Below are 14,317 nucleotides of genomic sequence, written 5' to 3' on the forward strand. Positions count from 1 at the left end.
AGGAAATCGAAAGATGGATTTGAAAGGTCTTACTGCCGTTGAACTTGGAAAAAAGATTCAGGCAAAAGAAGTTACAGTAAAAGAAGCAGTGGAAGCCTGCTTCGCACAGATTGATAAAGTAGAAAAAGAAGTCAACAGTTTTGTATCACTTCAAAAAGAAGCTGCCTTAAAAAGAGCGGAAGAAGTGCAGAAGCTGATCGATGACGGAACACTGAGCGGACCGCTTGCAGGAGTACCGGTTGCGATCAAGGATAACATGTGTACGGAAGGTGTGACGACCACCTGCAGTTCAAAAATTCTGAGTAATTTTGTACCGACATTTTCAGCAGAAGCAGTTCTGAACCTGGAAAAAGCAGGTGCAGTTGTGATCGGAAAGACTAATATGGATGAATTTGCGATGGGAAGCACGACTGAGACTTCTTATTATGGAGAGACAAAGAATCCGTGGAATCTGGAGCATGTACCGGGTGGATCTTCCGGTGGCTCCTGTGCGGCAGTTGCGGCTCTGGAAGTACCATATGCTCTTGGATCTGACACCGGCGGATCGATCCGTCAGCCAAGTTCTTACTGCGGAATCGTTGGAATCAAGCCAACCTACGGAACGGTATCTCGTTATGGACTGATCGCTTACGGATCATCTCTTGACCAGATCGGACCGGTTGCAAGGGACGTAACCGACTGTGCGACGGTTCTTGAGACCATCGCATCCCATGATGTAAAAGACAGCACTTCGGTAGAACGCCAGGACACGGATTTTACGAGTGCGTTGGTAAACGATGTAAAAGGGATGAAGATCGGTATTCCAAAAGATTATTTTGGAGAAGGTCTGGACGAAGAAGTGAAAAAACCGATTCTGGAAGCCGCAGAGGTTCTGAAAAATGCAGGAGCTGAGATTGAAGAATTTGATCTTGGACTTGTAAAATATGCGATTCCGGCTTATTATGTCATCGCATCAGCAGAGGCAAGCTCCAACCTGTCCCGATTTGACGGTGTGAAATACGGATACCGCACAAAGGATTATGAAGAGCTTCACCAGATGTACAAAAAGACCCGCTCCGAGGGCTTCGGACCGGAAGTAAAGCGCCGTATCATGCTTGGGTCTTTCGTACTCAGTTCCGGATATTATGATGCTTATTATCTGAAAGCACTCCGTACAAAAGCACTGATTAAAAAGGTATTTGACAGTGCATTTGCAAAATATGATATGATCCTGGCGCCGGCAGCACCGACGACAGCACCGAAGCTTGGAGCTTCCTTAAGTGATCCGATCAAAATGTATCTGGGCGACATTTATACGATTTCCGTCAACCTGGCAGGACTTCCGGGGATCAGTATTCCAGTTGGACGGGATGCGAAAGGACTTCCGGTTGGAATGCAGCTCATCGGAGACTGCTTCCAGGAGAAAAAGCTTTTTCAGGCAGCTTATACCTATGAGTGCCTGACAGAGAAAAAATGGGTATCTATGTACGACAAAACAGAAGCAGCCGGAAAGGGGGAAGCATAGATGTCAAAGCAGTATGAAACCGTAATCGGTCTGGAGGTTCACGTAGAACTTGCAACAAAGACAAAAATTTTCTGTGGATGCAGTACCGCATTCGGGGGTGCACCGAATACACATACCTGCCCGGTATGTACCGGTATGCCGGGCTCCCTTCCGGTATTAAATAAAAAAGTAGTAGAATATGCGATGGCAGTAGGACTTGCGACAAACTGTAAGATCACACAGGTGTGCAAATTCGATCGTAAGAATTATTTCTATCCGGATAACCCGCAGAACTATCAGATTTCACAGCTCTATCTGCCAATTGCGAGAGACGGCTATGTAGAGATTGAAGTCGGAGAGCAGAAGAAAAAAGTCCGGATCCATGAGATGCATATGGAAGAGGATGCCGGAAAGCTGATCCATGATGAGTGGGAGGACTGCTCTTTAGTCGATTATAACCGAAGTGGGGTTCCGCTGATCGAGATTGTATCGGAGCCGGATATGCGTTCGGCAGATGAAGTCATTGCTTATCTGGAAAAATTGCGTATGATCTGCCAGTATCTGGGAGCATCGGACTGTAAGCTTCAGGAAGGATCCATGCGAGCAGACGTCAATCTTTCGGTTCGTGAAGTAGGTGCTTCTGAGTTTGGAACACGTACTGAGATGAAGAACCTGAACTCCTTTAAAGCGATTACACATGCGATCGAGGGAGAGAGACAGAGACAGATCGAACTCATCGAAGAAGGAAAGAAAGTCATTCAGGAAACCAGAAGATGGGATGATAATAAAGAATATTCTTATGCAATGCGTTCCAAAGAGGATGCGCAGGACTATCGCTATTTCCCGGAACCGGATCTGGTGCCGATCGTGATCAGTGATGAATGGATCCAGAAGATCAAAGACCAACAGCCGGAGCTGAGAAATGAAAAACTTGCACGTTATGAGAAAGATTATGATATTCCACGTTATGATGCGGAGCTCATTACCGGAACGAAGAAGATGGCAGATCTCTTTGAGGCAACCTGTGCAATCTGCAACAAGCCGAAAAAGGTGTCCAACTGGCTGATGGTAGAAACCATGCGTCTGTTAAATGAAAACGGACAGGAGCCGGCAGATATTAAATTTTCACCGGAGAACCTTGCAAAACTGATCGAACTTGCAGATGCGGGAACCATCAACAGTTCTGTAGCAAAAGAGGTATTTGAAAAGGTATTTGCAGAGGATGTGGATCCGGAAAAATATGTAGAGGATCACGGACTGAAGACCGTCAACGATGAAGGTGCACTCCGCACACTTGCGGAAGAAGTGATTGCAAAGAATCCAAAGGCAGTAGAAGATTTCAAGGGTGGAAAAGAAAAAGCCCTTGGCGCATTGGTTGGACAGATCATGAAGGCAATGAAAGGAAAAGCAAATCCGGGTATGGTTAATGAACTGCTCAGAGAAATGCTGAAATAAAAAAATAGAAATAAAAAAATCGTCCGGTTATCACGGAGTAAAATGTGATAATCGGACGTTTTTTATTACATATACTGTATCTGTTCTTTCGCCGGTTTCGATGCCGGATTCGCAAAGAACTGTTCTTTTTCTGTCACTTCCAGCACTTTCCCCTGATCCATAAAGATCACCTGATCGGCAATTCGCTTTGCCTGAGCCAGATTGTGGGTGACAATAACAAAGGTATATTGTTTTTTTAATTCAAGAAGAGTTTCTTCGATTGCAATTGTATTTTTCATATCCAGTGCGGAGCAAGGTTCGTCAAGAAGCAGTATTTCCGGACCAGCACAGAGACTTCGTGCGATAGCAAGACGCTGCTTCTGACCGCCGGATAATTTGAGGGCGGATTTTTTCAGTTGATCTTTGACCTCATCGTAGAGTTTTGCTTTCTGCAGAGACTCTGTAATTTTCTCAGCAATCTCTTTCTTATTACGGACACCGTGGTATTTCAGTACATAAGACAGATTCTTTTCGATACTGTGCGGGAAAGCGATCGGCTGTTGGAAAACCATGCCAATACGTCTTCTGAGTTTTTCTTTCGGAAGAGATTTGATGTCGGTTCCTTCTAAAGTAATTGTTCCTGAGAGATAGCCGCCTTCTTCTTCTACCATCCGGTTCAGGGTTTTCAGAAAAGTTGTTTTTCCGCAGCCGGACTGACCAACGATGGCTGTAATCTGTCCTTTCGGGATCGTCAGGTTGATTCCGTGAAGAATTTCGTGTTTTCCAAATCCACATTTTAGATTTTCTATATTCAGCATATCAGTTGTCCTTTCGTAGATAGGTGATAAATTTACATATTAACTGGATGATGAGCAGGAAGAGCATCAGTACAAATGCGGTTCCATAAGCATAATCCAGAGAAAATCCGTTGTTCACAAGGATATACAGGTGATATGGAAGTGACATGAACGGATCGGAGAGAGAATGCGGAACATCTGCCTGCATGACAGCTCCGGTGTATAAAATCGGTGCAACGGCACCCATGCCGTATGCCATTCCAAGCGCAACGGTTCCGAGAAGCTCTACAGAGCAGACCGGAAGGATCAGTTTCCGGAGGGCATACTCACGGGAAAGTCCGAGACTTAGGGAGTTCTTCATATATTCACGCCCCTTCTCTTCCAGAATCTTTTCTGCTCGGATTGCAACAAAAGGAATGATCATTGCTGCAACACACAGTGCCGAACACAGAAGGCTGCGGTTAAGTCCAAAACGGTAGATCAGAAGCGTATATCCAACCAGCCCGAACAGGATCGAAGGGATTCCGGAAAGTCCGGTGATCGCCATATTTACAAGGACGGAAAATCGTTTTCCGGTGCTGTAAAATACAAGATAAATGGCAGCGCCGATACCAAGGACACCGCCGATCAGTGCGGAAAGTGCGCCAAGGTAAATGGAACCCATCAGTGCCGGATAGATACCGCCTGCAGTTCCAAGTGGAACACCGGCAGGCTTGTCCAGAAGGAAGGACAGGCTAAATACTTTTTTCCCTTTCCAGAAGACATAAAGGAAAAGGAAGAGTGTAACAACGATCACGCAAAGTCCGAGTATACTGAGAATCAGGCGTGTGAAAAATTTCTGCAGTTTAGTTCTCATGGGTGGCAAGCCTCCTTTTCAGAAGATAGCTGATACCGAGTACGATGAAAAGAATCACAAGCAGCACAGCGTTTGCAACGTAAAGTACGGAGAGGTGAAGGCTTCCGTATTCAATACTTCCCATTTCCAGTGCGGTGAGGGCAGGAAGTGTCTGACCACGTCCAAGGAGTTTGGGATAAATCGGGGAATTACCGATTACCATCATGACTGCCATTGTCTCGCCAAGTGCGCGGCCGAATGCCATCATTGCACCTGCAATGATTCCCGGCCGGATTGTCGGAAGAATAAAATGCAGCAGGGTAAATTCTCTGGAGAATCCAAGTGTGATCGCACTGAACTCGTAAGTCTTTCGTGCAGTCTGTAAAGATTCATGACAGGTGGAAATAACGAATGGTAAAAGCATGATCCCCAGCACGATCCCGGCTGCCAAGATACATTGACCGGCTGCCATATGGAGGTGGGTGGCAAAGGCTTTTACAAGAACCGTAAGTCCGATAAATCCGAAGATGACGGACGGGATTCCTGCAACCAGATCGATGAACGCAAGGAATATGGATGCCACCTTTTTCGGAAGGTAATAGTCCAGAAAGCAGGCACAGGCAACGCCGAAGATGAGTGCGAGGACAACTGCGATCGCTGAGACATAAAGGGTACCGGCAATCGCAGGTAAAAGTCCGTACTGCGGTTTCTGACTGACAGGGCGCCATTCAGTGGTAGGCAGGAACATTTTGATTCCAAGTTGTGAAATGGTAGGAATACTTTCCTTCACAATATGGATCATCATGACTGCCATCAGTGCCGTTACGAGAAAGGCAGCCAGATAAATGATTCCTTTGCTGAATTTATCTGAAAGTTTCTTAAACATAGTAAATCCTTTCTAGGTATGATGCAGGACAGACAGCGCTGTCCGGATACAAATCAAAATTGACCCCTGGGATTAACCAGCGACATATAGCAAGAAAAAGGGGTGTGTCTTTGCACACCCCTTCAATATCGGAAGATTATTTCATAGGAATGAATCCCATATCTTCTACAGTTTTCTGTCCTTCATCACCAAGAACGTAATCAATGAAAGCCTGCTGTACATCTGTCGGATCACCAGAACCTACAAGAAGAAGTGGTCTCTGGATGATGTAAGATCCATCAAGAATGTTTTCTTTTGTTGCAGCAACACCGTTTACTTTCAGTGGAGTTACTTTTCCTTCATTCTGGTTAGCAACACCAAATGAAGCATATCCGATTGCGTACTGGTTATCAATGATATCCTGAACAAGTTCACCCATAGAAGAAGCCTGGATCGCATCTGCTTTTACTTCTGTGTCACCCATGATATTCTTCTGGAATACTTCGTGAGCTCCACCGTTGATATCACGTGTAATAACAACAACTTCTTCGTCAGGAAGAGATGAGTCAAGATCTTTCCATGTAGCATATTCGCCGGAGAAAAGTCCTACGATCTGTTCCGTTGTAAGGTTATCAAGAACATCATTTACTGGATTAGCCGGGTTTACTGCGATCGTCAGAGCATCGATACCAACCTGGTATTCTTTTTCATCTTTGATTGCTTCTTTTTCTTCATCCTTTACGCTTCTTGCAACCATACCAAATGTTGCAGTTCCATCGATAACGGCTTTGGTTCCCTGTCCGGATCCGCCTGCTGAAACGTAAATTGCGATATCTTCTTTTGGAAGAGATGAATCATATGCATCCCATGTTCCATAAGTATCAAAGAAAGTAGTAGCCATAGAAGTGATAACCGGTGCTAAAGTAGAAGATCCGTTAAATAAGATCTGGTTGCTTTCTGTATCGGCAGAAGCTTCTGTCTTTGCACCCTCTTCTTTTTTGCTGTCAGCAGAATCTGACTTGCTGCTTCCGCATCCTACTGCCATAGATGATACCATAGCAAGTGTAAGAGCGATTGATAAAAATCTCTTTTTCATTGTATGTATTCCTCCCTGAATAAAATTTACATATCTAAAATATAAATTTAACATTCTTTTAATAAAATGTATGTTGCATGGACAACATTTTTTATAGATAATTTACATGAATGATATAGAATATATCTATACACTAAATATCTATGGAAGGAATGGGAAAGCCATGCTATACTGTACGTACGAATATGTGTTTGGTTTTTATTCTACGGGAACTTCCTGTGAAATAAAAGGTATTGCGTGCCATAGGTGCACATTTTTTAAATTATGGAGGAATTCATGACGGAAGAAATTAAAAAGCTGATCATTTATACAAGAAAAATGAAGAAAAGGGAGCCATTGTACCGGGACTACCCGGAGGAGTTCCGGGAAGAAATCCGGGGATATCTGGAAAGCAACCATATTTCCAGACTCTATGCACATCAGGTTGAGATGTTTGAGAAGGTCAGAGCCGGGGAAAATGTGGTTATTACGACTTCGACGGCAAGTGGAAAGACGCTTGCCTTTCTGCTCCCGGTATTGCAGGAAATTCTGGAAGACCCGCTGACACGTGCGATTTTTATTTACCCGACCAAGGCACTGGCAAGTGACCAGTACCGCGCGATGCAGTCGATTTTGAAATTTTTCGGAGAGGGAAGAGTTTCAGCAGGCGTGTACGATGGAGATACCAAACCTGCCGAGCGGACAAGGATTCGCAAGAGTGCAAATATTATCCTGACCAATCCGGAGATGCTGAACTCGGCATTCCTTCCGAATCACAGCAATTACGGGTTTGACGCGATTTTTGCAAATTTACGATATGTAGTGATCGATGAGCTTCATTCTTACCGAGGTGCTTTCGGAGCACATCTGGCAAATATTTTTCGGAGGATGCACCGGATTTGCCGGTATTACCATTCGAATCCGCATTTTCTGTGCAGCTCCGCGACGATCGCCAATCCGGTAGAGCTTGCCGAAAAGATCTGTGGAAGCGGATTTACGCTGATTGACCGGGATGGATCGCCGGCACCGGAGAAGGAATACTGTATTATCCAGCCGCCGGAGATCAAGGGGAATAATGACAAAGTATACGGAAGGATTGCGGCGTCAACCGTGGCAGCCGGACTGATACCGGAGCTGGTGGAAGAGGATCATCATTTTATCACCTTTGGACGATCCAGAAGAAATGTAGAAGTTATTCTAAAAGAAGCAAAGGATAAATTAGATGCTGCCGGATTTCTTGGAATGGCGCGGGTGGACGGCAAGAATCCGGCAGATCTGATCGCAGGATACCGTGGCGGTTATACCCCGCTGGAGCGAAAAGAGATTGAGCGGAAGATGACGGAAGGAGAACTGGCCGGGCTGGTATCGACGAATGCACTGGAGCTTGGGATCGACATCGGAAAGCTGGATGCAACTGTGATCGTCGGTTATCCGGGGACAAGGGCGTCCTTCTGGCAACAGAGTGGACGTGCCGGACGAAGCGGCAGTGCCTGTGTCAATTATCTGATCCTGGAAAATGAACCGTTTGACCAGTACATTGCCATCGATCCGGAATGGCTGTTCTCAAGAGAAAGTGAAAATGCGATCGTGGATCCGGACAATCTTCTGATCGAGCTTGCACATCTGCGCGCAGCGGCTGCTGAGATGCCACTTTCACTGGATGATATTGCGCTTTTTCCGGATCTTGGAGAAATGATCCCGGTGCTTTTAAGCGCCGGAGAAGTAAAAAGCCTTGCCGGAAGATTTGCCTGGGCGGGACCTGCATTTCCGGCAGGGGATTACAGCCTGCGTAATATGGACAAGACCAGGTTCAAGCTGCTCGCGCAGGAGGACGGACATGAGATCACGGAGATGGACGAATCCCAGGCATACCATGAGATCCATCCGGGTGCTGTATATATGCATGATGGTGCATCCTATGAGATCACGAAGATGGATCTGGTCAGCCGGACAGCTTACGCCATTCCGTTTACAGGGGATTATTATACGGTACCGGCAGGACAGGAAGAGACGCGTATCCTGCATGTATTTCAGGAGGACGCGTATCATAGGACGGAAATCCGTTTTGGAGATATCAATGTAAACGAAATCATTGCTATGTACAAGAAACTGCAGTTCCATAACCATCAGAATCTGGGCTATGTGACGCTGACACAGCCGCTTCAGAAGGATTATGGCACGGAAAGCACCTGGCTTACGATGCCGGAGAATGTTGTCAGAGTCTACCGGAGTCTTCTTTTGCCAAATCGGATGGGAGAGCTGGTGCTGAACAATCATTTTGACGGAATGCAGTATGCGATCAAAAATGCGGTAATGATGGTGACGATGACGGAACGGGATGATATCGATGTGACCATGTCCAACAATGCGACCATTCCGGATGAGTTCCGGGAGGAAAAGGTGTCCCTCTTCATTTATGACAAATATGAGGGCGGACTTGGTTATTCGGAGAAGATATATGATCTGATTCCGGAAATTCTGGAAAGTGCGATTAAAATGGTCAGCGGCTGTCCGTGTGAGGATGGCTGTCCGGCATGCGTAGGTGACTACAATCTGGATAAGAAGACGGTTCTGTGGGGACTTGATAATCTTCTGGAAGAGAGCGAACCGCCGGTTTATCTGAAGAAAAATATCAAAGAGCCACAGCCTGTGATCCGGAAAGAATTTTCTTTCTTCAATCTGCCGGATGAGTGGGAGAAGGTCTGTTATGCCGTGGTCAAAAATGGCGAGGCAGGCGGGCAGTTCCTGAAGACCATTAAAAAAGTCAGTACAGAAGGACACAAGCTGATCCTGACGATGGAAAATGAATTTTATGCAAAATGGCTGATGGAGCCGGATAACCTCCAAAGTCTGACCAATACCTTGCGGTATCATGTGATCTGTCCGGCGGATATGCAGATTCGGGTACGGTATGAAGCGAAAATGGATGAGCAGGAGAAAAAAGAACGACAGAAGAAGAGAGACCGTTTGCAAAGGCGATATGATGAACAGCTTGGAAATGAATAATATAGAAGAAATAAAAACTTTAAATCCTTACCAGCAGGAGGCGGTGCTGGATGAAAGCCCGGCATGTCTGGTAAATGCAAATGTAGGGAGCGGAAAGACAACAGTGCTGATCGAGAAAGTGCGGCATCTGCATGAGAAAAAGCAGGTTTCGTATGAGAAAATGGCAGTGCTTACCTTTACCAACAAGGCGGCAGATGAGATCGCAGAACGTCTATCCAAAAAGGAAGCAGAGCTTACGGAAGAAGAACTGTGGGGATTTGGAACCTTTCACAGTGTTGCCTTAAGGATTCTGCGAAGATTTCTTCCGGAAAAGGCAGAAGACGGAACAAAATTGGAAGAATGGAACCGGGAATTTACCGTTATCACACCGGAAGATGAAATGGAAATGGTGCTTGCCATCGCAAAAGAAGGCAGTTATAAGATCAAATACCAGAACCGTCTGAAAAAGCGGATGGAAGAGGATTACGCGGCATATCGGAAAGGAAGAACACAGGGAAAATACAAAGATGATCTGTTTCAGATCTTTCCGCTTCTTGAGAAGGCAAAAAGACAGCAGAATAAAATGTCTTTTGCAGATCTTCTGGAAGAAGGAACGCAGGTGGCAAAAGAGCAGGAAGAGGTGCTGGATCTTAAGTGGATCATTGTCGATGAGGTACAGGACAGTGACGAAAAACAGCTGAAATTTCTGGAGGCGTTAAAAGGCACACAGACCCACTTTTTTGCGGTGGGGGATCCGAATCAGGTGATCTACAGCTGGAGAGGAACCGGACCGAATATGTTCTTCCTGATCAAGCACAGATTTGGCGCAAAAGAACTGACTCTGCCGGTTAACTACCGGTCCGATGAAGTGATCCTGGAAGCGGCGAACCGTTTTCTTCAGTTTGGAGGAAAGATTGAGGGAAGTGGCGAAAGAGGGGAGAAGATTCTGGTAAGGAATCATTATGATCCATTTATCGAGGCAGAGTATCTGACAGAGCGGATCCGTGAGCTTCATGAGCAGGGACTTCCTTACCGGGAGATTGCGGTTTTCTACCGGGTGCAGAAGCAGGCAGATATTCTGGAAAAAGTATTTGAAAGAGCAGAACTTTCTTATGTTCTTCCGGCAAAACAGAAAGAGGATGAGGATCCGGTTCCGGAAAGACCTCATATGATCCGGGAGTATGTTGCAGAAGGGAAGCTGAATGCGGTTTCAGGCGAACATACGATGGAAAAAGCGGCAGATACAGAACGACAGACGGAGGAAGAAGACGCAGTTCATCTTATGACACTGCACGCCTCAAAAGGTCTGGAATTTGACTATGTATTCATCATCGGAATGAATCAGGGACTGATCCCGCTTCGCTGCAAAAGCATAGAACAGGAAGAAGAGGAGCGCCGTCTGTTCTTCGTAGGACTGACCCGTGCAAGGAAGAATCTGGAACTTTCCTATTATACAAATCCGACGATCCCGGGGACATTTGAGACACCAAGCAATTATCTGCGGATGCTGCCGGAGGAGCTGCTTGAATGGGAAGAAAAGCCGGGAAGTGAGTCGCGGAAAGCGAATCTGCAGAAACTGCGGAAAGATACGCGGAAGCTGATCAGGGAGAAAAAGCAGGAGGAAGAAGAACAGAAAGAAACACGGAAGCCAGAGCGAAAAGGCAGACATCCGAAGTACGGGGAAGGGGAGATTATTTCTGAGGACGAGATGATGATCGAACTGGAATTTCCGGGATATGGGAAAAAACAATTTCTGAAAGCATTTGGCGAAGTGGAAGTTTTGAAAGGCTTATAGAAAAACGGAAGAGGAAATGGAATTTGCAAGACAGTTGCAGGCTACCGTTGATCCGGCTATCAAAGATAGAGATCAGAGAATGTATGAAGCAAAAGAAAAGGCATTAGCAGATGGCGTTGTTTCCAGAAATGCCTGGGAAAAAGCACCGCTTACTGCTTCTTCGGATAGTGGAGATGTGAGCCAGATGATGCCGATGAACCTCTTTACTGCAGTTTGCTGGCCGGTTGGTGTTGCACCGCATACCTGGCAGAGCTGTGCATCTGCCGGAAGCACGATCGGACAGAAAGGTGCATTTTACGCAGCGAAAGTCATTGCAGCAACAGCATATGACCTGTATACACAGCCGGAACTGCGAAAAGAAATTCAGGACGAATTCGATGCGCAGGACAGAGAACCATATGCACCGATGTATGAGGGTGAATAAGAACAAGAAAAAGTAAAGAAAAAAGGTCCCGGAGCCGTGAGGTTTCCGGGATTTTTATGAGGAAAAAAAGTAAGTGTGTGACTGGATTTGACAAGAATTTTCATGAATGTTACACTGAGAAAATAGGAGAAAAACAGACTGTGTGAGGGGGATAAGTGCAGTCAGGCAGGAGACAGAAATGGGTATCGCAATACAGGAATTATTATCGCAGGAATATTTTAAGGATTTTTACGTTCTGGCGGGGGCAAAGGGACTGCACCGTGAGATCCAGGGGATCACAGTTATGGAGGCACCGGATGCATTCCACTGGACAAAAGGGAAGGAACTGGTACTTTCATCAGGGTACGTTATTGCAAAGGAACCGGATTGTATTGAAAAAGCATTCCGGGAGGGAAGTGTCCAGAAATCAGCGGGAATGATGATCAAAAGAGAACGATATCTGGAGAAAATACCGGAGGAGATACTGGAGCTTTTTGATCAGTATGAGGTGCCCCTTATCTCCATGCCATTTTCAGCACCATGGATGGAAGTGATGAGCCAGATTAATACTGCTGTGCTGAACCGGACCATACGCAGGCTGCGGATCAATACCAGTCATATGACATTTCAGATGTCGAATTTTTCATATAAAGAGCAGAAGATCAAGCGGATCCTGCAGGCGATGGAGGCTGAGATGGGTTTCCCGGCATTTTTATATGATTTTGTAGAAGAAGAGGCGTATTACAGTTCGATGAATTTTCAGAAGATAGCGAAAGGATTCGGACTTGAAACAGAGGATTTCTGGGAGCCGTCAATGCCGTATACCCGGCATACGCTTTGTGATTACATGGACATGGTGAGATACCGTCTTGTGAATCAGAGTCACCAGGAGGGACCGAGAATCAGCTGGATACGGGTCCCGATTTCTGTAAATGGAAGTGTACAGGCGTATTTTGCCGTGATGGAAGCGCGGGAATTCCTGGATTATTATGATGAGTACAGTATCCGGATTGCCTATCTGATGCTGCAGGGATTATATGAGCAGATCGTAGCGGCACAGAACATGGGAAATATCGGATTTGAGAACTTTGTGTTATACGCTTTGAGTGCAACGGAAGATGATACACAGAAGATGATGTTTCAGGCGAATGTACAGGGAATTTCCATGAGTACAAAATACAGGTATGTATTGTTCCGGCGCGCGGACAATCAGGAAGAACTTCCAAACCGGAGAAAAGAGATCCTTGAGGCTTACAGGAAAAGCAGTCTGATCAAATATGCCAGAATCGCAATGATCGGAGAAAATGTGGGAATTCTTTTTTTGGAAGACAGAGAAGAAGGCTGGGAGAAAGGTCATATCCTTGCACTTCTGGAAGAATTCCGGAGAAGAGTTCTGAAGAGCTGTCCGGAGACGGCACTGGAATTTGGTTATTCACTGGATGCCGCTTCTCTTGGGCATATCCGTCAGAGCATAGAGAAATGTCAGAAAGCACTGAATATGGGGAAAATGATTTATCCAAGCCTTTTTGCATGGGAGTATTCTCAGCTTGGTGCACTTGCATGGCTGGATATTCCGGAAGAAGAGCTTACTCATATGCTCTCGACTTACAGTGTACTCCTGAAAGATGAAAAGAATATCGAGCTTTTAAAGACTTTAAAAGTATATCTGGAAAATAATATGAACTACAGCGCAACGGCTGAAAAATTATATGTACATATCAATACGATCAGGAAGAGGATCGACAAGGTAAACGAACTTCTGCAGATTGACTGGAGCGATAATATTGCACGGATGAATGCAGAGCTTTTACTGCGCTTTTTGAATCTGGAAGAAAAAATTTAACGTTTCCTTGAACAAGAATTGATGATTTTCAGGGCAAAAGATGATACAATGTATATTGTGTGAAAAAAAAGACAAAGAGGGAGATGCCTATGCCAAAGAAACAGAAGGCAAAGATAAAGCAGAAAAATAAGTGCCCTGAAAAGCTGATCCGGACAGAGGCTGCAAAAGAGATTGCAGAGATAGACCGTTCGCTTCAGGATCAGAAGTATCAGCTCAGATGCAGAGCTGCAATCGATCTTCTTACAGCAAAGCTGAATATGATAAATGCAGATCTTTCGCGCAAGAAACGCCATATTGTGATCAACCAGATCAGCAGCAGAGTGAAGACGGCAGAGAGTATTTATACAAAACTGATCCGGAAAGGCCTGGAGCCGGATTTTGACACGGCAAGAGCAGAACTGAAGGATTTGATCGGAATCCGCGTGGTCTGTCCATTTGAAGATGAAGTGTACGAGGTCGCAGACCGTCTGAAAGCGCAGGGAGATGTACAGATCATCCGTGAGAAAGATTATATTAAGAATCCCAAAAAGAACGGATACAAGAGTCTTCACATGATCGTGGAGGTCCCAATTTATTCATCCAAAGGACCACTGAAGGAAAAGGTGGAGATCCAACTCCGTACGGTGGCAATGGATTACTGGTCTGTGCTCGAGTACCAGATATTTTATAAGAAGACAGAGAATGAAGAGGTTGCAAAGGAATTAAAAACCTATGCAGATGAAATTTCTGAGCTGGATGCAAAAATGCTGAAACTCAGGGATAAGATTGAAAAAATGTAGTAGAAACACAGGGAAAGAATGTG

11 protein-coding genes are annotated in these 14,317 nt (G+C 45.4%); 7 read left to right on the forward strand and 4 right to left on the reverse strand.

Annotated features, from left to right (window positions below; all coding sequences use genetic code 11):
- The first annotated feature begins 13 nt into the window (after nt 1-13).
- On the forward strand, nt 14-1,504 hold the full coding sequence (gene gatA, locus PGW42_RS06435; RefSeq protein ID WP_270203293.1) for an Asp-tRNA(Asn)/Glu-tRNA(Gln) amidotransferase subunit GatA: 1,491 nt from the start codon (nt 14-16) through the stop codon (nt 1,502-1,504).
- The gene (gatB, locus tag PGW42_RS06440) at nt 1,505-2,938 is read left to right on the forward strand and encodes an Asp-tRNA(Asn)/Glu-tRNA(Gln) amidotransferase subunit GatB (protein ID WP_117557128.1); all 1,434 of its coding nucleotides are present in this window, start codon (nt 1,505-1,507) and stop codon (nt 2,936-2,938) included.
- A gap of 65 nt (nt 2,939-3,003) precedes the next feature.
- Here the strand turns inward: gatB and PGW42_RS06445 are convergent, their stop codons facing one another.
- The 4 genes from PGW42_RS06445 to PGW42_RS06460 all read right to left on the reverse strand — a co-directional run bounded on the left by PGW42_RS06445 (nt 3,004) and on the right by PGW42_RS06460 (nt 6,510).
- The gene (locus tag PGW42_RS06445; protein ID WP_270203294.1) at nt 3,004-3,735 is read right to left on the reverse strand and encodes a phosphate ABC transporter ATP-binding protein; all 732 of its coding nucleotides are present in this window, start codon (nt 3,733-3,735) and stop codon (nt 3,004-3,006) included.
- Nucleotide 3,736: 1 nt separating this feature from the next.
- Complete coding sequence (locus PGW42_RS06450) at nt 3,737-4,570, reverse strand: PstA family ABC transporter permease (RefSeq protein ID WP_117557124.1); 834 nt, start codon at nt 4,568-4,570, stop codon at nt 3,737-3,739.
- Nucleotides 4,560-5,435, reverse strand: a complete 876-nt coding sequence (gene pstC / locus PGW42_RS06455; RefSeq protein WP_270203295.1) for a phosphate ABC transporter permease subunit PstC — start codon at nt 5,433-5,435, stop codon at nt 4,560-4,562. Before pstC ends, PGW42_RS06450 begins: the two co-directional genes overlap by 11 nt.
- Nucleotides 5,436-5,571: 136 nt before the next feature.
- Nucleotides 5,572-6,510, reverse strand: coding sequence for a phosphate ABC transporter substrate-binding protein (locus PGW42_RS06460; RefSeq protein ID WP_117557120.1), 939 nt, complete (start codon nt 6,508-6,510; stop codon nt 5,572-5,574).
- A gap of 276 nt (nt 6,511-6,786) precedes the next feature.
- Here PGW42_RS06460 and PGW42_RS06465 point away from each other — a divergent pair, with 276 nt between their 5' ends.
- From PGW42_RS06465 to PGW42_RS06485, 5 genes are all read left to right on the forward strand, one after another.
- Complete coding sequence (locus tag PGW42_RS06465) at nt 6,787-9,495, forward strand: DEAD/DEAH box helicase (RefSeq protein ID WP_270203296.1); 2,709 nt, start codon at nt 6,787-6,789, stop codon at nt 9,493-9,495.
- Complete coding sequence (locus tag PGW42_RS06470; RefSeq protein ID WP_270203297.1) at nt 9,416-11,269, forward strand: ATP-dependent helicase; 1,854 nt, start codon at nt 9,416-9,418, stop codon at nt 11,267-11,269. The genes PGW42_RS06465 and PGW42_RS06470 overlap by 80 nt, the downstream gene beginning before the upstream one ends.
- A 16-nt stretch (nt 11,270-11,285) precedes the next feature.
- Nucleotides 11,286-11,693, forward strand: coding sequence for a hypothetical protein (locus PGW42_RS06475; protein ID WP_270203298.1), 408 nt, complete (start codon nt 11,286-11,288; stop codon nt 11,691-11,693).
- A gap of 178 nt (nt 11,694-11,871) precedes the next feature.
- Nucleotides 11,872-13,515: a PucR family transcriptional regulator gene (locus tag PGW42_RS06480; protein ID WP_117557114.1), complete on the forward strand. Its 1,644-nt coding sequence runs from the start codon at nt 11,872-11,874 to the stop codon at nt 13,513-13,515.
- 89 nt (nt 13,516-13,604) lie between these two features.
- The gene (locus tag PGW42_RS06485; protein ID WP_117557112.1) at nt 13,605-14,294 is read left to right on the forward strand and encodes a GTP pyrophosphokinase; all 690 of its coding nucleotides are present in this window, start codon (nt 13,605-13,607) and stop codon (nt 14,292-14,294) included.
- The last annotated feature ends 23 nt before the right edge of the window (nt 14,295-14,317 follow it).

Origin of the sequence: Coprococcus sp. TM115-187 (assembly GCF_027679115.1) — a bacterium.
Lineage (GTDB): Bacteria > Bacillota > Clostridia > Lachnospirales > Lachnospiraceae > Allocoprococcus > Allocoprococcus comes.